This is a genomic window from Micromonospora sp. CA-240977 (assembly GCF_050942285.1).
GTDB lineage: Bacteria > Actinomycetota > Actinomycetes > Mycobacteriales > Micromonosporaceae > Micromonospora.
Genome location: NZ_CP192055.1, coordinates 7143152 through 7163974, shown reverse-complemented (window position 1 = coordinate 7163974; position 20823 = coordinate 7143152). Strand labels below are relative to the sequence as shown.

21 protein-coding genes are annotated in these 20823 nt (G+C 73.2%); 14 read left to right on the top strand and 7 right to left on the bottom strand.

What is annotated here, in order from left to right; genetic code table 11:
• Nucleotide 1 precedes the first annotated feature (1 nt).
• The 3 genes from ACQPWW_RS32650 to ACQPWW_RS32640 form a co-directional block, all read right to left on the bottom strand.
• The gene (locus tag ACQPWW_RS32650) at nt 2–3427 is read right to left on the bottom strand and encodes an ATP-binding protein (RefSeq protein ID WP_433127649.1); all 3426 of its coding nucleotides are present in this window, start codon (nt 3425–3427) and stop codon (nt 2–4) included.
• A gap of 70 nt (nt 3428–3497) precedes the next feature.
• Nucleotides 3498–3860: a hypothetical protein gene (locus tag ACQPWW_RS32645; RefSeq protein WP_151488070.1), complete on the bottom strand. Its 363-nt coding sequence runs from the start codon at nt 3858–3860 to the stop codon at nt 3498–3500.
• Nucleotides 3861–3873: 13 nt separating this feature from the next.
• Complete coding sequence (locus ACQPWW_RS32640; protein WP_074315118.1) at nt 3874–4188, bottom strand: hypothetical protein; 315 nt, start codon at nt 4186–4188, stop codon at nt 3874–3876.
• A gap of 355 nt (nt 4189–4543) precedes the next feature.
• Between ACQPWW_RS32640 and folP the strand changes: the two genes are divergently transcribed.
• From folP to ACQPWW_RS32605, 7 genes are all read left to right on the top strand, one after another.
• Entirely contained in the window at nt 4544–5440 is an 897-nt protein-coding gene (gene folP / locus ACQPWW_RS32635; protein ID WP_433127648.1) for a dihydropteroate synthase, read from the top strand.
• Nucleotides 5437–5805, top strand: coding sequence for a dihydroneopterin aldolase (folB, locus tag ACQPWW_RS32630; protein WP_433127647.1), 369 nt, complete (start codon nt 5437–5439; stop codon nt 5803–5805). The genes folP and folB overlap by 4 nt, the downstream gene beginning before the upstream one ends.
• Nucleotides 5802–6329: a 2-amino-4-hydroxy-6-hydroxymethyldihydropteridine diphosphokinase gene (gene folK, locus ACQPWW_RS32625; RefSeq protein ID WP_433127646.1), complete on the top strand. Its 528-nt coding sequence runs from the start codon at nt 5802–5804 to the stop codon at nt 6327–6329. The genes folB and folK overlap by 4 nt, the downstream gene beginning before the upstream one ends.
• A 19-nt stretch (nt 6330–6348) precedes the next feature.
• Nucleotides 6349–6888, top strand: a complete 540-nt coding sequence (locus ACQPWW_RS32620) for a DUF3180 domain-containing protein (protein ID WP_433127645.1) — start codon at nt 6349–6351, stop codon at nt 6886–6888.
• A gap of 119 nt (nt 6889–7007) precedes the next feature.
• Nucleotides 7008–8240 carry an ABC transporter permease gene (locus ACQPWW_RS32615; RefSeq protein WP_433134716.1) on the top strand — a complete coding sequence of 411 codons (1233 nt, stop codon included), beginning with the start codon at nt 7008–7010 and terminating at the stop codon, nt 8238–8240.
• A 53-nt stretch (nt 8241–8293) separates the two neighbouring features.
• On the top strand, nt 8294–8602 hold the full coding sequence (locus tag ACQPWW_RS32610; RefSeq protein WP_433127644.1) for a hypothetical protein: 309 nt from the start codon (nt 8294–8296) through the stop codon (nt 8600–8602).
• A gap of 65 nt (nt 8603–8667) precedes the next feature.
• On the top strand, nt 8668–9159 hold the full coding sequence (locus ACQPWW_RS32605; RefSeq protein ID WP_433127643.1) for a hypothetical protein: 492 nt from the start codon (nt 8668–8670) through the stop codon (nt 9157–9159).
• Nucleotides 9160–9231: 72 nt separating this feature from the next.
• On the opposite strand, the gene ACQPWW_RS32600 is transcribed toward ACQPWW_RS32605, so the two are convergent.
• Nucleotides 9232–10236, bottom strand: a complete 1005-nt coding sequence (locus ACQPWW_RS32600; RefSeq protein ID WP_433127642.1) for an ABC transporter ATP-binding protein — start codon at nt 10234–10236, stop codon at nt 9232–9234.
• Nucleotides 10237–10238: 2 nt separating this feature from the next.
• On the opposite strand from ACQPWW_RS32600, the gene ACQPWW_RS32595 reads away from it, so the two are divergent.
• From ACQPWW_RS32595 to ACQPWW_RS32580, 4 genes are all read left to right on the top strand, one after another.
• Nucleotides 10239–10925, top strand: a complete 687-nt coding sequence (locus ACQPWW_RS32595; RefSeq protein ID WP_433127641.1) for an ABC transporter permease — start codon at nt 10239–10241, stop codon at nt 10923–10925.
• A complete protein-coding gene (locus ACQPWW_RS32590; protein ID WP_433127640.1) occupies nt 10922–11662 on the top strand; it encodes an ABC transporter permease in 741 nt (246 codons plus the stop codon). Before ACQPWW_RS32595 ends, ACQPWW_RS32590 begins: the two co-directional genes overlap by 4 nt.
• A 201-nt stretch (nt 11663–11863) precedes the next feature.
• Complete coding sequence (locus tag ACQPWW_RS32585; protein ID WP_433127639.1) at nt 11864–12868, top strand: glycine betaine ABC transporter substrate-binding protein; 1005 nt, start codon at nt 11864–11866, stop codon at nt 12866–12868.
• Nucleotides 12869–12976: 108 nt separating this feature from the next.
• A complete protein-coding gene (locus tag ACQPWW_RS32580; protein ID WP_433127638.1) occupies nt 12977–14815 on the top strand; it encodes a hypothetical protein in 1839 nt (612 codons plus the stop codon).
• A gap of 18 nt (nt 14816–14833) precedes the next feature.
• Here ACQPWW_RS32580 and ACQPWW_RS32575 read toward each other — a convergent pair whose 3' ends face one another.
• The 3 genes from ACQPWW_RS32575 to ACQPWW_RS32565 form a co-directional block, all read right to left on the bottom strand.
• Nucleotides 14834–16021 (bottom strand): NADH-quinone oxidoreductase subunit D, encoded by a 1188-nt coding sequence (locus ACQPWW_RS32575; RefSeq protein WP_433127637.1) that lies wholly within the window; start codon nt 16019–16021, stop codon nt 14834–14836.
• Nucleotides 16018–17133: an SAM-dependent methyltransferase gene (locus ACQPWW_RS32570; protein WP_433127636.1), complete on the bottom strand. Its 1116-nt coding sequence runs from the start codon at nt 17131–17133 to the stop codon at nt 16018–16020. Before ACQPWW_RS32570 ends, ACQPWW_RS32575 begins: the two co-directional genes overlap by 4 nt.
• A gap of 73 nt (nt 17134–17206) precedes the next feature.
• Nucleotides 17207–18118, bottom strand: coding sequence for an SDR family oxidoreductase (locus ACQPWW_RS32565; RefSeq protein ID WP_433127635.1), 912 nt, complete (start codon nt 18116–18118; stop codon nt 17207–17209).
• Nucleotides 18119–18237: 119 nt separating this feature from the next.
• Here ACQPWW_RS32565 and ACQPWW_RS32560 point away from each other — a divergent pair, with 119 nt between their 5' ends.
• The 3 genes from ACQPWW_RS32560 (at nt 18238) to panC (ending at nt 20815) form a co-directional block, all read left to right on the top strand.
• On the top strand, nt 18238–18813 hold the full coding sequence (locus tag ACQPWW_RS32560) for a TetR family transcriptional regulator (protein ID WP_433127634.1): 576 nt from the start codon (nt 18238–18240) through the stop codon (nt 18811–18813).
• 200 nt (nt 18814–19013) lie between these two features.
• On the top strand, nt 19014–19970 hold the full coding sequence (locus ACQPWW_RS32555) for a Rossmann-like and DUF2520 domain-containing protein (RefSeq protein ID WP_433127633.1): 957 nt from the start codon (nt 19014–19016) through the stop codon (nt 19968–19970).
• Entirely contained in the window at nt 19967–20815 is an 849-nt protein-coding gene (gene panC, locus ACQPWW_RS32550; RefSeq protein ID WP_433127632.1) for a pantoate--beta-alanine ligase, read from the top strand. Before ACQPWW_RS32555 ends, panC begins: the two co-directional genes overlap by 4 nt.
• Nucleotides 20816–20823: the final 8 nt, after the last annotated feature.

Sequence of the window (20823 nt, the reverse complement as noted above, 5' to 3'; positions counted from 1 at the left end):
GTCACGCCTCCAGATCCGGCAGGGAGATGCTCGGCAGCACGCCGGCCGCCGCGGCGATTGCGGCGGGCGTCGTGTCGAGGTGGTCCAGCAGCCCTTCGACGTACGAAACGTCGACCCGGACCTTCTGCACGCGGCCGTCGACGTCGCGCATCACGAACTCGCGGAAGCCGAGGCGGTTCGCCGAGTTGGTGTCGGCGGCGGAGAGCGAGGCGAGGGTGGCTTCGTACCCGTCGTTGACCGGCACCCGCAGCAGCCGGAGCGCTTCGGAGGCGATCTCGGCGTCCTCCGCGATGCGGCCGACGAAGACGGTGGAGACCAGGTTCTGCACGTCGAGGCCGAGGATGTCGCGCGGGTTCTGCGAGGCGACCAGGGCGGCGAGGTTCCACTTGCGGGAGTCCCGGGCGAGCCGGACCAGGAACGAACGCCCGGACCGCCAGCCCTCCATGAAGTGCGCCTCGTCGAGGCCGACGAGCTTGCGCGACGACATCGACCCGCCGTAGCAGCGGCGGACGGCGAGCCGGTGCGCGGTGTGCAGCATCGGCAGGGCCAGCGCCTCCTCGGCGGACCAGTACTCCCGCTCGATCTTGAGGTCGGGCAACCGCAGCCCGGCCATGGTGATCACGGTGAGCGCGGCGTCGGCGCCGAGCAGCCCTTCCGGTGGCCGGCCGAAGAAGAGCATGGCCAGTGGCATCTCGGCGGTGTCCAACAGGAGGTTGGCCAGCTCCTTGCCGGCGTCGTCGTCGAGACGACCGAGGCAGCTCACCACGTCGTCGAGGGTGGACGTCTCCTCGGCGGGGACCTGCCGGACCGCGTGCCGGAACAGGGTGGCGGTCGATGCCTCGCGGGCCACCTGCGGCGGAACGAGCATCATGCAGATGTCCTGGACGAGCATCCGCCGTTCGGCCCGCGCGTTGGAGACGGCGATCTCGAACTCCCGGTCACCAGCCGCGCCGGCGGCGAACTCGGTGCGCAGTGGTGTGGGAATGAGTGAGTAGGGCGCCAGGGTGCCGTGCTCCGAACCGGTCAGGTTCAACACCCGGGAGTACGGCCGCAGTTCGGGCATCGCGCAGAGTCGGGCCAGCGGGCCGGACGGGTCGAGCAGTGTCACCTGGACGCCTCTGCGGGCGGCCAGGTAGCCCAGCGCGCCGAGCAGTGTCGACTTGCCACCTCCCGGTTCGGCGACGAAGACCGCCAGCCCGGAGCGTTCCCGGACCTCCATGGGGAAGTGCAGGTCGAGGAAGACCGGCCGACGGCAGGTGCCGGCGGTCCGGCCGATCAGGTCGCCCCGTCGGTCGCCCACGTTCGAGGCGGCCTGGGGGAGCGCGGCGGCGAGCAACGGCACCGGCATGCGGCGGACGTAGCCGGTGTTGGCGATGGGCTCGCCGGGGATGAACTCGCGGGCCAGCCAGTCCTGGTTCTTCGGGTGTTGCAGGGAGATGCGCAGCTCCCGGGAGTACAGCTGGATGAGCCGCCGTGCGCGCTCCAGGCATTCCTCCCTGGTCCGGCCGCCGACGGCGATCCGGTGCCAGCCGTGTGCACGGGCCGAGTCGACAGGCAGGCCGGTGGTCATCTCGTCGCCGATCACCAGCGCGCGCTTGGCGAGTCGCTCCAGCTCCGGGGGTGCGTCGATGCCGTGCTCGGCGTAGTCGAGCTGCTGCGAGCGGATCATCCGCAGTCGGTGTTCGAGATTGCGGAAGGAGTCACCGGAGCCGAGGATGTCGACGCGGGTGGAGATCTCCATCGGCCACGGCAGCCGCTCGTGGAAGTGCAGCCAGGGCTCGTGCCGTTCGGGGATCTCCAGCGGCTCCATCCGGCCGACGGCGAGCACGGCGACGTGCCGTTCCTCGCCGGTCATCCGGTTGACGAGCTTCACCGTCGAGCCGTACGGGGTGCGGTAGCGCTCGACCTGCTCGGTCATGGCGAGCAGGTCGCCACGCTCCCAGCGCCCGTCGGTGACCGGGGAGAGCGTGCTCGGCGGCGACATGCACAGTGCCACCGAGCGGTAGAGCAGCCACTCCAGCTCCTGGGCGGTGACCCGCCGGCCGCGCATGCCGAACGCGCCGAGCACCTCGTCGAACTGCTCCACGGTGCGGCCCAGCTTGCGGCGTTCGCCCTCGGCGGTGCCCCGGCCGAAGGTGCGCAGCAACCGCTCGGTGAGCGAGTCGCCGAGGGAGCGGCGGGCGAAGGTGACACCCAGGTAGGTCTGGCCTTCGGCGTGGTTGACCGCCATCAGGTGGCGCTGGGCGGCGACCAGGTGATCGGCCCAACCGGTGGTGCCGGGAACGTCGGCGAGCGGTGCGGCGGTGTGGGCGTCGATGGTGCGCGCCCACTCGTCGGCGGGGAACGGCCGGGTGGTGCGGCGCAGGTGCAGCCGGAAGCCGGCCAGGCCGGCGTACTGCTCGGAGATCGCCGACAACAGCGCTTCGCGTTCGGCGTCCGGCCGGAATGCCCAGCGAACCTCGGGCAGCCAGTACCAGGCGGTCACGGTGTTGGGGGTGAAGGTCAGGTGACCGGCGATCTCGGTGATGGCCAGCTCGACCGAGGGGTCCCGGTCGCCGAACTTGATCTTCGGAGCGCGGACCCGGGTCGGTTTGGTCGGTCGGTCCGCGGCACGCTGTCGGGACGGGGCGATCTCCCGTCCGGTCGGCTCGGTGCCCCTGGGTCGATCCGACTCGGCGGCGCGCCGCGGCGTGCGCTCCAGCGCTGGCCGATTCGTCGGTCCGATGCTGGTCGGCTGCTCAGTCGGGACCGTCGGCCGGGCTGCCTGAGTGGCCGGTCGGCCTGCCCGAGTCGGTTGCCGATTCGACGGCGTGGTCGTCGCGCGGCTGTCCGGCGTGGTGCGCGCCGGCCCACTGACACGACCGGTGTCTGCCGGTGGTGTGGTGGGGGTCGGGTCGGGCTCACCCGATGGACGGACCATCGGCAGTCGATCGCCGGCCTGGTGCGGCACCCGGGACTCGCTGGCCGGGTGGCCACCGCCGGGCCGTGGCTCGGTGGACCGGCGGCCGCTGCGAGGCTGGTCGTCGGGTGTCCACGGTGGTTCCAACTCGGGAATCGGGCGGGCCGGCGCCGGGCCGGCGGTCGGCGGCGCCTGCGGTGGGCTCGCCGGCTGCTCCTGCGTGCCCGGGCCGGCCGAAACAGCTCGCGCGGCGCCGGGCCGTGCCCCACCGAAGAGATCCAGGAAGGGGGAGTCGATGTCGGCGTTCTCGCCGGCCGACACCGCGCTGGGCTCGGCGGGTGGTGTCCGGCGGGGGATCGGCCGGGGTGCCTGGAACACGCCCACCGCGCCATGGCCGGGCGACGTCACAAGCGCAGGATCGAGCGCCACCTCGTCCTCGTCGTCGCCGTAGTCGAACGATTGCGCACGGTGACCGGCCGGCACGGCCGGGTGGCCGGCCGGGGAGCCCGGCGTGGACGAGCGACTCATGCGACCGCCTTCGGGAATGGCGGCAGGCTCTCACCCGCGTCGTGTGACGAACCGATCGGCGTACGCCCGGTCATGCCAGCTCCTCCCGGATCCTGATCCGGCTGCCGACCAGGCGCGGATCGCGCTGCTCGACCGCCGGCTCCCGGGTGCGTCGCCAGTCGGTAAGCGCGGTGCGGATGACCACCCGCGCCGGCCGATCGGGGTCGACGTGCCGGAAGATGAACGACGTGGTCACGATGGCGAGCGCGATCTCCCAGGCCGGGAACAGCTCGACCGTGAACGTGAACAGCCAGTGGATGAACATGTAGAGGGGGACCAGCAGTATGAAGAGCCCGTACTGGGCGTAGGGCAGATGGACCGGAAGGGTGTAACCGGGCGGCCCGAGGTAGACCAGGCGGGCCCGGTAGATGTCGTCGTCGGTGCGTAGCCGCATCTGGTGAACGCGCCTATTCGAAGATCAGGTCGATCAGGTAATCGCCGACGAAGAAGAGTGTTGCCGCGCCGGCGATGAAGGCGAGCCCGACGATCGCGATCGCGGAGCTGGTCAGCACCTTGGAGATCTCGCCCCGGCTGGCTCGGCCGATGAAGATGACGCCCAGGACGGCGAGCAGGATCGGCGCGATCTTGCTGGCGAAGAAGGTGACCACACTGTTTGTGTCGATCCCCTTCGGTGCCGGCTCCGCGAGCGGAGTCGACGCCAGGGTGGAGAGCGCGTGGGCGACGCCGGACGACGCCGTCTCCATGAGCTCGAAGGCGATCACTGGAACCTCCCCATAGCGCGGCCGGCGGTGCCGCGGCGGTGCGATAGGCAAGCCTGGCGGGAAATCTGCTCCACAGGGCATGGCGTTCTTGACCCTGTGTTCGTTACTCACCACGGAGGGTGGCGAGGTTTGGGCGGATTTTCCCCGCTTCGGCCCTCCCTCCAAGCTTCGCCATCTCGATGCTGGCCAATTCCAAAGCGTACGGGCCGCCCCGGATTGCGACAAGCCGCGAAGGGACTGCCCGATGCTGCCCGGATGACCGATCGTACACCTGTTCTAACTAGCACGTCAGGGGTGGTCGGTTGAGCCGACCCGGGTCGGTTGGCGCCGCCGCCGTGACCGGTACCGTCTAGTCGTGACCGATCTGGTGCGGGCCTCGGGCCCGGTGGTGATGGGCGTCCTCAACGTCACACCGGACTCCTTCTCCGACGGCGGACGGTACGCCGACCTCGACTCGGCCGTCGGACACGGCGTCCGTCTGCGCGACGCCGGCGCACACCTGATCGACATCGGCGGTGAGTCGACCCGTCCCGGCGCCGAACGGATCGACGCCGCGACCGAGGTCGCCCGGGTGTTGCCGGTCATCCGCGAGCTGACGGCCGCCGGCGTGGCGGTCAGCATCGACACCAGTCGCGCCCGGGTGGCGGAGGCCGCCCTCTCCGCCGGGGCGGCGGTGGTCAACGACGTCTCCGGCGGGCTGGCCGACCCGGACATGTCCCGGGTGGTTCGCGACGCGCGCTGCCCCTGGGTGTTGATGCACTGGCGAGGCCACTCCCGCGGGATGCGCGAGCTGGCCAGCTACGGCGACGTGGTGGCTGACGTCCGGGCCGAGCTGGCCCAACGGATCGACGCGGCGCTGGCCGCCGGGGTGGACGCCGACCGCCTCATCGTCGACCCGGGACTCGGTTTCGCGAAGACCGCCGCGCACAACTGGGAACTCAGCGCCCGTCTGCCGGAGCTGTTGGACCTCGGCTGTCCGCTGCTCTTCGGGGCCAGCCGCAAGTCGTACCTCGGCGGCTTGCTCGCCGACCCGGACGGCACCCCGCGACCGACCGCCCAGCGGGAGGCGGCCACTGTCGCCACCAGCCTGCTGGCGGTCGCCGCGGGCGCCTGGGGCGTACGCGTCCACGACGTGCGGGCCACCGTCGACGCGCTGGCCGTCTGGGCCGCGACCGGCCGTCCGCGCCTGGTCGTGCCGTCGCACGCCCGGAAACAGACGCAACAGGATCACGAGCAGGAGGCGCGGCGATGACGTCAGACCGGATCCGGCTGACCGGCCTGCGGGCCCACGGCCGACACGGGGTGTACGACTTCGAACGCGAACAGGGGCAGGACTTCGTTGTCGACGCCGTCCTCGAGATGGACCTGGCGCCGGCGGCGGCCAGCGACGACGTCACCGACACCGTCCACTACGGCGAGTTGGCCGAACGGCTGGTCGCGGTGGTGACCGGCGAGCCGGTGAACCTGATCGAGACCCTCGCCGATCGACTCGTCGGGGTCTGCCTGGCCGACGAGCGGGTGCGCACCGCCACGATCACCGTGCACAAGCCGGAGGCCCCGGTGCCGCACACCTTCACCGACGTGGCCGTGACCATGACCCGGACGCGGGACCGGTGACCAGGGCGGTGCTGTCGCTCGGCAGCAACCTGGGCGACCGGCTGGGCCACCTGCGCACGGCCGTCGCGACGTTCGGCGACGCCGTACTGGTGCTCTCCGGGGTGTACGAGACTCCACCGTGGGGCGACGCCGACCAGCCCGCGTACCTGAACGCGGTGTTGCTCGCCCAGGACGCGACCGCCACCCCCCGCGACTGGCTGGAGCGGGCTCGCGACGCGGAGCGGGCGGCCGGCCGGGTCCGTGACCCGCGGCGGCGGTTCGGGCCGCGCACCCTCGACGTGGACGTGATCGCGGTCTGGGGCGACGACGACCAGCCGGTGCTCAGCGACGACGAGGAGCTGACCCTGCCGCACCCCCGGGCGCACCTGCGGGCCTTCGTGCTGCGGCCGTGGATCGACATCCAGCCGTACGGTCGGCTGCCCGGCCACGGCTGGCTGACCGACCTGCTCACCAGCGGGCCGGCGGCGGACGACGCGCTTCAACTGCGTCCCCGGCCGGAGTTGGCGTTAGAGTCGACGGCATGACCGAGCGGAGCCGGCCGGCATGACGCAGGCGAAGTCCCCAAAACCGGGCGGGTCGGGCCCGGATCGGTCCCGGATGGGTCCCACCCGGATTTCGACACTGGTCGTGGCCGCGCTGGCCGCGGCGGCGGTGGCCTGGCTGCTGATCAGCAGCCTCTACTACAGCGGCGTCCCCCGGCTGCCCTGGCTGCCGGTGGTGACGCTGGCCGGGCTCGCCGTGCTCGAGGGGTACGCCGCGATCAACACCCGGGGCCGGATCGAGCGCAAGCCCGGCCGGGACCCGGTCGACCCACTGCTTGTCGCCCGGCTCGTGGTGCTGGCCAAGGCGTCGGCGCTGGCCGCGGCCATCTTCGCCGGCTTCTACGCGGGGCTCACCGGCTGGCTCTTCATGGAGACCACCCGCGCGGCCCTCGACGATCGACCGGCCGCGGGCGGGGGTCTGCTCGCCTCGCTGGCTCTGGTCGGTGCCGCGCTGTGGCTGGAGCGCTCGTGCCGGGTGCCGGAACGACCTGACGACGAACGAGAGCAGGACCCACGGGAGAGCCGTCCCGGCCAGCGCTGAGCAGGGGGTTACGCCCGGCTCCGAGCGCGGGTACGGTGCCTGCGATCGGGGAGCAAGGGCCGCCCACGGTCCGTCCGCGCGCCGGACCGGGGACGGCTGGCCACTGGGGAGGCGGCGTGGTGGGTTACGAAGAAGCGGGCCGGGACCGCTCGGTCGAGCCCTCGTCCGGGCTGCCCGCCGCCGTTCTGGAGAACGTCTTCGACGACCCCACGCACGGTGAGCCCGGCCGGGACCGGATCGGCGTGCAGTTGGGCTGGGAGCTTGTGCTGCTGGCCGGGGTGGCGGCGGTGGGCTGGCTGCTCTGGCAGGAGGATCAGTCCGCCCTGCGCGCCGACAACCTGCGCACGTTGCTCGTCGACGCTGTCGGGTTGGGGTTGCTCGCCATGGCCGCCGGGTTGAGCCTGCGTACGGCGGCGCCGAACCTGGCCGTCGGGCCGGTCGCGGTCGCCGCCGCCCTGCACTACGCCGAGCAGGGTGATCGGGGCCTGCCGGCGTCGGTCGGCCCGGCCGTGGCGGTCGCCGCGCTGGGCGGGCTCGCGTTGGCGGTGACGGTGGTGGTGCTGCACGTGCCGGGCTGGGCTGCGAGCCTGGCCGGCGCGGCCGGTGTGGTGGTGTTCATCGAACGCCGCTCGGCGCCCGTGCTGGTGCAGGGCGACTACGACCCGGGGCGCAGCGCCGGCTACCTGTTCGCCGGCTTCGCGGCGGTGGCCGTCCTCGGTGGGCTGTTCGGCGCGATCCGGGCGATCCGCCGACTGGTCGGCCGGTACCGGCCGATCGCCGACCCGGCTCGGCGGCGGGGCGCGGTGGCCGCCGTGGTCACCGCTGTCGCGCTGGTCTGCTCCACCGTGTTTGCCGCCCTGGCCGGTGTCCTCATCGCCGCCAACGACTCCGGGTCGGGCACTGATCCCGGGTCGGTCGCGCCCACCTCGGGGCTGGACTGGACGGTCCTGGCGATCGGGGTGGCAATGCTCGCCGGCACCAGCGCGTACGGCCGTCGCGGCGGTGTGTTCGGCACGCTGCTGGCGGTCAGCCTGGTCACCGTCTTCCAGACGTACGCGCCGGAGCGTGGTTGGACGCTGAGCACCTGGGCGGTGGGTGGCGCCGTGCTCGGCGTCGGGTTGCTAGTCACCCGGCTGGTCGAGACGTTCGGTCGGCCCCGAGCGGGCAGCACCGACAAGCCCGAACCGGTCACCGACGGCACGATCAGCACGGGTTGGACCATGCCGCAGTCGCAGTCGGTGGACAACTGGCCGCCGACGCTGCCGACGCCGGCCGCGCCGCAACCGGTCGACCCGTGGCGGGATCCGCGTTGGGAGGACAGCCCGCGCCGGTGGGACGCCGACGAGCGGTGATCAGGGTGGCGTCCGCCGAGCCGGAGCTGATCTCGACCGTTAGGCTCGGCGACATGACCGACACACCTGCCGCCACCCCCGGCGGAACCTCGTTCGCCGAGCTTGACGCGTTGTCCACCGAGGAGCTGCGGGAGCGGGCGTTCGCCGTGGCCCGGGAGCGTCGCGACGTCAAGTTCTACTGGTCGGTGCTGCGGCACCTGCCGAACGCGGACGAGGCGACGGTGCTGGACGGCGCGCCGAACTCGATCGGCCCGACGATCGACGAGGCCAACGCGCTGTGGCGGGAGCTGACCGGGCACGGTTACGAGGAGGCGGCGCCGCTGCTGCGGGCCGCCTTCATCGACTACCTGCTGAAGCACTGAACCGCTCGGGGCAGCCCAGGTCCGCCCGAACGACAGGTTCGGGGCCTGGGCGGATGGCGTCGCTCATGCACCGTTCCGGTCGGGTCAGCCGCTACGGCACGGCCGCCGGCACCGGCGCGCTCGCCGTGTTGTTGCTTGTCGGGATCTGTGGCAGTCCGGCGTACACCGGTTGGGCCGCCGCCCAGACCGACCCGGAGTCGGCCGGTGCCTTCTACCTGCGCCTGCTCGCGTGGCCGGCCTGGCGGATCGACGCGGACGGGCAGCCCGGTGGCTTGTTCGCCGCCGACCTGCGGGCCGTGCTGCTTGTGGTCCTCGCGGTCGCGCTGCTCTACCTGTTGCCGGCCGCGCAGGTGGCCCGGGTGCCCGGCTCGGTCAGCCAGTTCCTCTCCGGCTGGGCCGCGTACGTGCTCGCCGGCGGGCTCGCCGCCGTGCTCGCGGCGCTGCTCAGCCCGGACCCGTCGATGCTGGGCGCCCTCCAGGACGCCAGCACCGGTGCCGGCTACGGCTTCCTCACCGGGTGGATCATCGGCACCGCCAGCCTCGGCGGTCGCGCCTGAGCCGGTCCGGCGCGGTCGCCCGGAGGCGGCCGGGACCGGGCCGCCGACTGCGGCAGCCCGGTCGCCGTCAGCTCAGTTCGCCGGTCGGCCCAGGTCGAGCAGGCGGTGTCGGCTGAGCGTGCCCACCGGTCGGCCGCCGTCGGTCACCACGAGCTGGTCCCGTCCCGAGGTGAGCAGCGCCGCCAGCGCGTCGTACGCGGTGCCGTCCAGCGCCACGGTGGGCAGGTCCGCGGCGGCGTCGCCGGGTACGGGCTCCAGTGACTCCCGGTCGAGTGGGGTCACCGCCAGCCGGCGGATGCCCCGGTCGGCTCCGACGAACTCGCGGACGAACGGGGTGGCGGGTGCGCCGAGCAGTGCGGCCGGGGTGTCGTACTGCTCCAGGTGCCCGCCCTCGGAGAGGACCGCGATCCGGTCGCCGAGCCGGACCGCCTCGTCCAGGTCGTGGGTGACAAGGACCGTCGTCTTGCGGACCTCGGCCTGAAGACGGAGGAACTCCTCCTGCAGGCGGGTCCGGACGATCGGGTCGACGGCCGAGAACGGCTCGTCCATCAGCAGCACCACCGGGTCGGCAGCGAGCGCGCGGGCCACCCCGACCCGTTGCCGCTGGCCACCGGAGAGCTCGTGCGGGTAGCGGGCGCCGAACTGGGCCGGGTCCAGACCGACCAGGTCGAGCAACTCGTCGACCCGGGCCCTGGTCTGGCGCTTGGGCCACCGGAGCAGGCCCGGCACGGTGGCCACGTTGGCCCGGACCGTCTGGTGTGGAAAGAGGCCGACGTTCTGGATCACGTACCCGATTCGGCGGCGCAGCCGCACCGGGTCGACGTCGGTGACGTCCTCGTCGCCGAGCGTGATCCGGCCGGAGGTCGGCTCGATCAGACGGTTGATCATGCGCAGTACCGTCGACTTACCGCAGCCGGACGGGCCGATCAGCACCACCAGCTCGCCGGCCCGGACGTCCAGGCTGAGTTCCCGGACGGCCTCGGTGCCGTTCGGGTAACGCTTATGGATGCCCTGTAGGGAGATCGACGCCGCGCGAGGGGATCGGGCCGCGCCGGCAGCCTCCGGGGTAACGTCCACGTATGTCCTTCCGCCTGAGCTACCGGGCCGACCCGGGTAACCCCTGGTTCTCCTGGCAGTACGTGCGGGACAACTCTGACACGATCCTCGCCGCCGTGCGCGAACACGCCTCCCTCACCGGGCGGGCGGTGCTGCTGGCGGTGTTGATCGCGCTTCCGTTGTCCGTGCTGGCGTACTGGTTCCGGCCGCTCGCCGGTCCGATCCTGGCCGTCAGCGGGGTCGTCTACACCATCCCGTCGTTGGCGCTCTTCGCGTTCATCGCGCCGTACCTGGGCACCGGGAGCACGACAGTGCTGGTCGGGCTGGTCCTCTACGCGCTGCTGTTGATAGTGCGCAACGTGGTGGCCGGTCTCAACCAGGTGCCTCCGGAGGTCGGCGAGGCCGCCGAGGGGATGGGGTACGGCCGGTGGGGACGGCTGTTCCGGATCGACCTGCCGCTGGCGCTTCCGGGCATCGTGACCGGCGTGCGGCTGGCGACCGTCTCGACTGTGGCGTTGGTCACCGTCGGTGTGCTGGTCGGGCATGGTGGCCTCGGGCAGTTGATCTTCGCGGGCTTCCAGAACAACCTCTACAAGGCCGAGATCATGACCGCCGCGCTGCTCTGCGTGGCGCTCGCGGTAGTGCTCGACCTCCTGCTCGTCCTGGTCGCCCGGCTGGTGACCCCCTGGTCCGCCCGGAGGGCACGGTGACCGTCGCGGCAAATCCGATCGGCCAGGCGATCACCTGGATCAACGACCCGCTGAACTGGACCAACCCGGGCGGCATGCTGGACCGGCTCGGTGAGCACCTGACCATCTCGGCCCTGGCGGTGGCGCTCGGCTGCCTGGTGGCCTGGCCGCTGGGGCTCTGGCTGGGGCACCTCGGCCGAGGCGGCGGCCTCGTGGTGGTGATCTCCAACGCCACCCTGGCCATCCCCACCCTGGCGCTGCTCACCATCCTGCCGGTGGTCTTCGCCAGCGGCTTCGGGCGGACGCCGGTCGTTGTGGCGCTGGCCGTCTTCGCCGTGCCGCCGCTGCTGGCCAACGCGTACACCGGGGTGCGACAGGTCGACCCGGAGGCCCGCGACGCGGCCCGGGGGATGGGCCTGTCCGGCGGGCAGTTGCTGCGCCGCGTCGAGCTGCCGCTCGCGGTGCCCTACCTGGCCGCCGGTTTCCGGACCGCCGCAGTCCAGGTGATCGCGACCGCCGCACTTGCCTCGTTCGTCAACGGCGGCGGCCTCGGTCAGATCATCCGAACCGGCTTCGGCATCGGTATCGCGGCCGGTGGTGGGCAGATCGTCGCCGGCGGCGTGCTGGTGGCCGGGCTCGCCCTGCTGGCCGAGGTGGTTCTCGGCGGAGTCGAGCGCCTGGTCACCCCCCGTCCGCTGCGGCGCGGACGGCAACGGACGGGTCGGCCCCGGCCCGCGGACGCCACCGGGAGCGCCTGACTCGTCCGGGTGAGCCCCGGGTCAAGCCGGCCACCGACGCCCTTCCGATCGGTGACGATGAGGTGACGAAGTCCATCCCAAGTTGTCGGTCGGTCGCGGAGCATGTTGGGTGGACATTCGCGGGCGGCCGACAGTCAGGATCGCCCGTCGGACACGCGGCCGGCCCGGGACGGGCCGCGCCGGGACACGGAAGGCGGGCACATGCGCGCACGTACACGGCTGGCGATCGGCGTAATCGGCGCCGTCGCCGGGGCAGCGCTCCTCACCGGCTGCGGTAAGGAGGGCTCGTCCGGCACCGACGCGCCGCAGCAGAGCGCCTCCGGCGCCGGATGCGCCCCGGTCGCCGGCCAGCAGCTCATCGCTCTGCAGGACGACAAGAAGCTCCAGAACTCCGACAACGTCATCCCCGCGGTGAACAGCAAGGCGGCCAACCCGCAGCTGATCGCGGCCTTGGACAAGGTCTCCGCGGCACTCGACACGCCGAAGTTGATCCAGCTCAACAAGGCCGTCAACGACGAGCGCAAGACCCCGAAGGTGGCGGCCGAGGAGTTCGCCTCGGCCAACAACCTCACCGCGGGCATCGCCAAGGGTCCGGGCGGCGACATCACGGTGGGCGCCGGCAACTTCGCCGAGAGCCAGATTCTGGGCGAGCTGTACCGGATCGCGCTCACCGCCGCCGGCTACCAGGTCAAGGTGCAGCAGATCGGCAACCGTGAGCTGTACGAGCCGGCGCTGCAGAAGGGCGAGATCCAGGTCGTCCCGGAGTACGCGGCGACAATGGCCGAGTTCCTCAACACCAAGGACAAGGGTGGCACTCCTCCGCCGGTCTCCTCGCCCGACATCAACGCCACGGTGACCGCGCTCAAGGCCCAGGGCGACAAGGTGGGCATCACCTTCGGCGCCCCGGCCGCCGCCCAGGACCAGAACGCGTTCGCCGTCACCCAGGCGTTCGCCGACAAGTACGGCGTGCGGACCCTCTCCGAGTTGGCCGCGAAGTGCTCCGGCAGCGCGACGGTGCTGGGTGGCCCGCCGGAGTGCGAGCAGCGTCCGTTCTGCAAGCCGGGTCTGGAGAAGACGTACGGGCTGTCGGTGGGCAAGTTCTCCTCGCTGGACCAGGGCGGGCCGCTGACCAAGAGCGGTCTGCGCGACGGCTCGATCAGCGTGGGCCTGATCTTCTCCTCGGACGGCGCGTTCGCCACCAGCTGAGCCCTCTCCGGGCGTGCTGAGGACGCCCCCGCCCCGACCGGGCGGGGGCGTCCGCGCGTCCCGGGACCCCGTTCCCTCCGGCGAACCTCGTCGGTAGGCTGCACATCCATGCCAGCCCCGGCCACCTCTGACGTCCGGCGTCAACCACCGCTGCTGACCGTGCTCTTCTGGGCGGGGGTCGCTCTCGCGCCGGTGGCGGCGCTGATCCTGCTGGTCGCCGACGGTAACGGCCCGCTGCGCTTCGCCGCGGTGCTGGCCATCGTCGCGGTGGTGCTGATCGGCCTCTCCATCGCGCTGCGGCCCGACGGCGAGGGTGCGCGTGCCGACGAACTGCTGGATGAGATCGAGGAGCTGCGCCGGGAGTTGCGTACCGAGATCGCGACCGCCACCCAGCGCGGCAGCCAGGCCCTCGACCAGGCGCACCGGGCACAGGAGGGGATCGCGGCGGTCCGTCGGCGGCTGGACGCCACCGGTGCCGCTCTCGCCGGCGCCGCTCCCGTCGGTGCCGCACCGGTCGCGGAGCCGCCGGGCCCCGGCCGGGCGCGGGTGCCGAGCGTCGAGCCGCCGGCGGAGTCCGCGCCGGTGGCCCGCAGCCGCGTCTCGGCGCCGGGTGACGCACCGCCGGGCCGGGCCCGAGTGGCCGGTCCGGAGGACGCGTCCCGGCGGGGCCGTTCCCCGCACCCGGACGACGACGAGCCGGCCTACCCGCGGGAGGCCGCCGAGCCGCGGGCGACCGCGAGAACGTACGGCGCGGCGCGGCCGGCCGACAACGCGTACGGCTCGGCCCGTCCCCGGGAGCACGACCGCCCCGAGCCGGCGCACCGGCCGGTCGGGGTGGTCCGGCACACCGAAACCGTGCACGTCACCACCCGGCACACAGTGGTGGACGGCGGGCCGGCCGAGCCGACCGGACGCTACGACGGCGAGTATCCGAGCCGGTGGACCGCGCCGGCGCAGGAGTGGACCCGGGGTGGCGGCGCGGACGAGCGTGCCCGCTCGGCTACCCGGCCGAGGGGCGAGCCGGGGGAGCGCCCCCGAGCCGGCTACGGCGACGACCGGCGCCCCGGCGACGACCGGGCCCGCCCCGGCGACGACCGCGCGTGGGGGGCGCAGCCCCCGACCGCTGCGGAGCCCGAGTGGAGCGGCGGCCGGGAGGCGTCGGGTTGGGGTGCCGACCGGAACGGGCCCGACGTTGACGGACCCGAGCCGGGCTGGACAGGTCGCCGCGACGAGCCGGAGTGGACCGATCCGCGCGACGCGTACGCCCAGCCCGACGAGCCTGGCCCGGCCGACAGGTCCCACCACGCGCCGGAGCGGTCGACCTCGGGTTCCTGGGACGGCCCGGACGATCGCGGTTGGTCGGACCAGCGCGATCGGGCGGGTGCTGTCGCTCCGCAGCCCGGTCCGGCGCTGCGGGCCGACGACACCGGCGAGTACTGGTCGCAGCTGCGGGCCGGGGACCGGTGGGCCGCCGTCCGCGACGACGAGAACGGTCGTGAGCTGCGGGTCGGTGAACGCCGGGCCGAGGTGCGCGCCGACGCCAGCGGCACCGAGTACCGGGTGGCCGACCGCTGGGCCGAGGTCCGCCATGAGGAACCCCGCCAGCACGAGCAACCGCGCCGCTACGAGGAGCCGCCGCCCCAGCAGGACGAGCCGCGCCGCTACGGGGAGCCGCGCCAGCAGGACGAGCCGGGCCGCTACGGGGAGCCGCGTCGGGGTGCGGAGCGCGAGTCGTACCGCCGGGCCGAGCCGGCGGACCGGCCGGCGCTGCCGGCGGGCGGCGTCCCGGTGCCCGACGAGTGGCGTCCGCCGCGCCCGCGCGGTCACCAGGCCGAACCCGCGCCGGAGCGGCCCGGTCGGCGCCGGGTCGACGAGCGCTACGGCTACCCGCCGCAGGACGACGCGCCGCGCGCCGGTGGCGCCCCGCCCGGCGACCGCTGGCGCTGACCGCTCAGCCGGCTCGCGTCACTTGTCGATGTCGCCGACCACGAAGAACATCGAACCGAGGATCGCGATCAGGTCCGGCACCAGGCAGCCGGGCAGCAGGGTGGCGAGCGCCTGCACGTTCGCGTACGAGGCGGTGCGCAGCTTCAACCGCCACGGCGTCTTCTCACCCCGGGACACCAGGTAGTAGCCGTTGATGCCGAGCGGGTTCTCCGTCCAGGCGTACGTGTGCCCCTCCGGCGCCTTGAGCACCTTCGGCAGTCGGGTGTTGATCGGCCCGGTCAGCTGGTCCACCCGGTCCAGGCACTGCTCGGCAAGGTCCAGCGACGCGTACACCTGGTCGAGCAGCACCTCGAAACGGGCGTGGCAGTCGCCGGCGGTCTTGGTGACCACCGGCACGTCCAACTCGTCGTAGGCCAGGTAGGGGTCGTCGCGGCGCAGGTCCAGGTCGAGCCCGGAGGCGCGGGCCACCGGACCGGACGCGCCGAACGCGGCGGCGTCGGCGGCGGAGAGCACCCCCACGCCCACGGTGCGGGCCAGGAAGATCTCGTTGCGCCGGATCAGGTGGTCCAGGTCGGGCAGCCGCCGGCGCACCTCGCCGATCGCCGCGCGGGCCCGACCGGTCCACCCGTACGGCACCTCTTCCTTGAGGCCGCCCACCCGGTTGAACATGTAGTGGATCCGGCCGCCGGAGACCTCCTCCATCACCGCCTGGATGGTCTCCCGTTCCCGGAAGGCGTAGAAGATCGGCGTGATCGCCCCGATCTCCAGCGGGTAGGAGCCGAGGAACATCAGGTGGTTGAGCACCCGGTTCAGCTCGGCGAGGGCCATCCGCAGCCAGGTGGCCCGCTCCGGCACCTCCATGCCCATCAGGCGTTCCACAGCGAGCACCACACCCAGCTCGTTGGAGAACGCCGAGAGCCAGTCGTGCCGGTTGGCCAGCACGATGATCTGCCGGTAGTCGCGCACCTCGAAGAGCTTCTCCGCGCCCCGGTGCATGTAGCCGACGATCGGTTCGCAGGAGACCACCCGCTCACCGTCGAGCACCAGCTTGAGCCGCAGCACACCGTGCGTCGAGGGGTGCTGCGGGCCGATGTTCAGCACCATGTCGGTGCCGAGCTGCTGGTCGCCGGTGCCGGCGACCAGGCCGGCCCCGGTGCCGACGGTCAGTTCACGGAGGTCCCCGGCGTCGGTGGTCATGCCCGTCATCGTGCCACGGCCGGGCCGAGCGGGATGCCGACCGGTTGGCGCAGCCACAGGTGCCCGCCGAGCCCGGCCGGGTCGGTCAGCTCGGCCACCGCCGACGCGGCGGCCAGCGCCCGCACGTACCCCGCCGGGTCGGTGCCGGCCATGCTCAGCGGCGGTCGGCCGCCGTCGGCCCCGAGCGCCCGCAGCGCCTCCCGCTGCGAGACCAGGGAGTACGCACACCGGGCGACCGCCGCGCCGGCGGAGGCGACCGAGTCCATGGCGACGTGGGCGGTGATGTCACTCGACCCGTCCGGCACCGGGGGCACCTGCCGCCCGGCCCGGTACCCGGTCAACGTCCCGTCGACGGGCCGGTCCGCCCTCAGGTGCCCGTAGTCGACAGCCACGGCCAGCCCTCGGTCGATCTTCCGGATCGCGGTGGCCCACGCCGCGTCCCTGGTCCGGCCGATCTCGGCCCGCTGGTGGCCGCTGCGCCGAGCCCCGCCGCCCGCCGCGGTGGAGGTCGGACCCGGGACACCGTCGGTGGCCGGCGAGCTGGGCGGCCACCACCTCGTGAGCCAGTCCCGATCAGCAGGGCTGACCTGCTCACCGATCGTCTCCGCGCCGGTCCCGGGGTCGACAAGCACGTACCGCCAGCCGTCGGTGGTGTGCACCCCCACGTCCAGTGGCACGTTGTCCAGCCACTCGGTGGCGATCAACAGTCCAGCGAGGTGCCCGGGGATCTCGGACACCCAGTTGATCTCTTCGGTCAGGTTTTCCGGGCGGGCGGCGTACTCGACGGCTGTGCAGCGCAGGCGTTTGGCGAGCGACGGATGGACCGCTGTCGACGACGGGTCGCCGCCCACCGCGGGCCCGGCGGTGTCCCCGGCCGCCACCAGGCGGAGCAGCGTGCGGAGCAACTCACCTCGACCAGCGCCCACGTCGACCACGTCGAGTCGGTCGGGGTGGCCGAGGGCCGCGTCGACCTGCGCGAGCAGGCGCAGCAGCGCGCCGGTGAACGCCGGGGAGGCGTGGACGCTGGTCCGGAAGTGGTCGGCCGGTCCGGTGCCGGCGACGAAGAAGCCGTCCGGCCCGTAGAGGGCCTGGCTCATCGCGTCGCGCCACAGGATCGACATCAGTGCGGCGCGGGTTCGGAAGGCGTCACCCGGCCGACAGTACGGCCACGCCGTGGCCAGCCGACCCGTGACGTCAGACCTGGAAGTAGTGCCCGTCGTCCAGGTCGGCGATCAGGCCGGGGTGCGTGGGGGTCCAGCCCAGCAGTTCGCGCGTGATCGCCGATGACGTCGGGTTGTCCAGCTGCGCGAACTGCCCGAGGAAGCCGAAGTAGTCGCTCGCCTCGGCGGAGCTGATGCTGCGGACCGGCAGGCCGAGGTTGCGGCCGATGGCGGTGGCGATCTGCCGGAAGGGGACTCCTTCGTCGGCGGCGCCGTGCAGGCGCGCACCGGCCGGGGCCTTTTCCAGGGCGAGCCGGAAGAGCTGGGCCGCGTCGAGCGTGTGCACGGCCGGCCACCGGTTGGCGCCCTCGCCGACGTACGCGGCGTAGCCGTTGCGCCGGGCCGCCGCCACGAGGACGGTGATGAAGCCGTTGCTGTCGAGTGAGCTGTGCACTGTGGGCGCGAGCCGGACGACGGAGCCGCGCACCCCGCGGGCGTCGAGGCCGGCCACGAAGTTCTCCGCGTCGATCCGGTAGCCGCCGCTGTCGAAGGTGTCGCGTTCGGTGCCGTGCCGGCCGACGATGCCGCCCATCACCAGCATGGCGGTGCCGCCCGTGCCGACCAGGGGCTTGCCGGAGCCGGCCAGGCCGTCGGCGAGTGCGGTGAGGGCGCCCAGGTCAGCCGAGGCGGCGCCGGCCAGGTCGCCGCTGATCATGAGGTCGTGCCGGAACGCCAGATGGATCACCCCGTCGGCGGCGGCCGCCGCGGCCCGGAGCACGTCGAGGTCGGTCAGGTCGCCGCGGTGTGCCTGAGCGCCGAGCTTTTCGATGGCGGCGGCGGACGTGTCGGAGCGGGCCAGGCCGACGACGTCGTGTCCGGCGGCGAGCAGTGCCGGTACGACGGCGGAGCCGACGTGGCCGGAGGCGCCGGTGACGAATACGCGCATTGTGGTTCCTTCCGAGGAAGCGATGTCATCTTGCGACATGACCGTAGCTCGTCATGTCGCAAGATGACATGGCTCGGCCGGAAATAATGTCGCCATGTGACATCAGATACCATCGGCGGATGGCCCGCTGGCAACCGGACGCGCGCGGCCGCCTGGCGGCGGCCGCCTTCGAGCTGTTCCGGGAGCGCGGCTTCGAACAGACCACTGTCGCCGACATCGCCGCCCGGGCCGGCCTGGACAAGCGCACCTTCTACCGACTCTTCGGCGACAAGCGGGAAGCGCTCTTCAGCGGCAGCGGGGAGCTGGAGGAGATCCTGGTCAAGGCGGTGGCCGAGACGGACGCGGCCCCCTTCGAGGCGGTCGTGGCCGGCTTCCGTCAGGTGGCTGTGGAAATCTTCGCCGACCGCCGCGAACTGGTCCGGATGCGCCAGTCCATCATCGAGAGCAGCCCCGAGTTGCAGGAGCGCGAGCTGCGCAAGACGGGCTCGCTGGTGGCCGCGGTCACCGCCGCCCTGCGGGCCAGAGGGCTCGGCGAGAGCACTGCCACGCTGGCCACCGAGTCCGGCGTCACGGTCTTCCGCGTCGCGTACGCGCGCTGGGTCGCAGCCGACGGCGACGCCTCGCTGGCCGACCTGATCGCCGAGGTGGCCGCCGAACTCCGCGCGATCACGTCGGCCCCGGGGGCCACGCCCTGACCCCCTTCGGCGCCGCACACCCGCGTCCCACACCGCCGCCGCCACGTGCTCGTCTGTAACGGCCCCGGGACGACCGGAGGCGGGCGTAGGGAACCCTTCCTTCGGTGGTGAACGTTTTCACACATGCTTGTCCTGGTTCGACGGGCCGGGCGCATACTTGCGATCGACCGGTACCCCTGCTCGAGGACTGGATCGTTGTCATGAGCGCACCGCTGCGCCCGCGTCCGGCCGACCTGACCGGGTCCGCCGCTCCCGGCATCCCCGCCACCTCCCGCCTGCTCACCGTCGGCGTTGTTGGCGCCGGTCGGGTCGGAGCCGTCCTGGGCGCCGCACTCGTCGCCGCCGGGCACCGCGTGGTCGCCGTCACCGGCGACTCCGGGGCGAGCCGGGCCCGCCTCGCCCTGCTGCTGCCCGAGGTGCCCCGCCGCCCGGCCGCCGCTGTCGCCCACGCCGCCGCCGACCTGCTGCTGATCGCGGTGCCGGACGACGCGTTGGCCGGCGTGGTGACCGACCTCGCCGACCGGGGTGCGCTGCGTCCCGGCCAGGTGGTCGCGCACACCTCCGGCGCACACGGCCTGACCGTGCTGACGCCGGCCGCCGCGGTCGGTGCCCGGCCGCTCGCCCTGCACCCCGCGATGACCTTCACCGGTACGCCGGACGACCTGGCCCGCCTGGCCGGCATCTCGTACGGGGTGACCGCCCCGGCGGAGCTGCGCCCGCTGGCTGCCCGGCTGGTCGCCGACCTGGGTGGCGTGCCCGAGTGGGTGGCCGAGTCGGACCGCCCGCTCTACCACGCCGCGCTGGCCCACGGTGCCAACCACCTGGTGACCCTCGTGAACGAGGCGACCGACCGTCTGCGCGACGCCGGCGTGGCCCGGCCGGAGAAGGTGCTCGCCCCGCTGCTGCGCGCCGCCCTGGAAAACGCGCTGCGGCTCGGTGACGACGCGTTGACCGGCCCGGTGTCCCGGGGCGACGCGGGCACCGTCCAGCGGCACCTGGCCCGGTTGGCCGCCACCGCGCCGGAATCCGTCCCCGCCTATCTCGCGTTGGCCCGGCGTACCGCCGACCGGGCGATCGCCGCCGGCCGGCTACGGCCGGTGGACGCGCAGTCGCTGCTCGGTGTGCTCGCCGACACCGCCCGGGAGGTGGCCGCATGACCCAGCTCGTACACTCGCGCGCCGAGCTGGCCGAGGCCCGGGCCGGGCTGAAGGGCACTGTCGGCGTGGTGATGACGATGGGCGCGCTGCACTCCGGGCACGAGACGTTGCTGCGGGCGGCCCGGAAACAGGCCGACCACGTGCTGGTGACGATCTTCGTGAACCCGTTGCAGTTCGGGCCGAACGAGGACTTCGACCGCTATCCGCGCACCCTCGACGCCGATCTGGAGGTGTGCCGGCGGGCTGGCGCGGATCTCGTCTTCGCCCCGTCGGTGGCGGACATGTACCCGGACGGCCAGCCCCGCGTACGCCTCGACCCGGGCCCGCTCGGCGCGGAGTTGGAGGGCGCGAGCCGCCCCGGCTTCTTCCACGGGGTGCTCACCGTGGTGCTGAAGCTGCTCCAGCTCACCCGGCCGGACCTGGCGTTCTTCGGCGAGAAGGACTACCAGCAGCTCACCCTGGTCCGGCGGATGACCCGGGACCTGGACGTGCCCGTCGAGGTGGTCGGCGTGCCGACCGTTCGGGAGCCGGACGGGTTGGCGCTGTCCAGCCGCAACCGCTACCTGAGCGAGTCGGAGCGGGCCGCGGCGCTGAGTCTGTCCGCCGCGTTGCGGGCCGGCGCGCGGGCCGCCGAGGACGGCCGGGACGCGGGCGCGGTGCTGACCGCCGCGCACGTCGCGTTCGGCGCCGGTACGCCGGGCGCCCGCCTCGACTACCTGGTGCTCACCGACCCCGAGTTGGAGCCGGGGCCGGTCGCCGGGCCGGCGCGGCTGGTGATCGCCGCGTGGGTGGGCGCCACCCGCCTGATCGACAACGCGGCGATCCACCTCGCCCCCCGCCCCTGACCGGACCG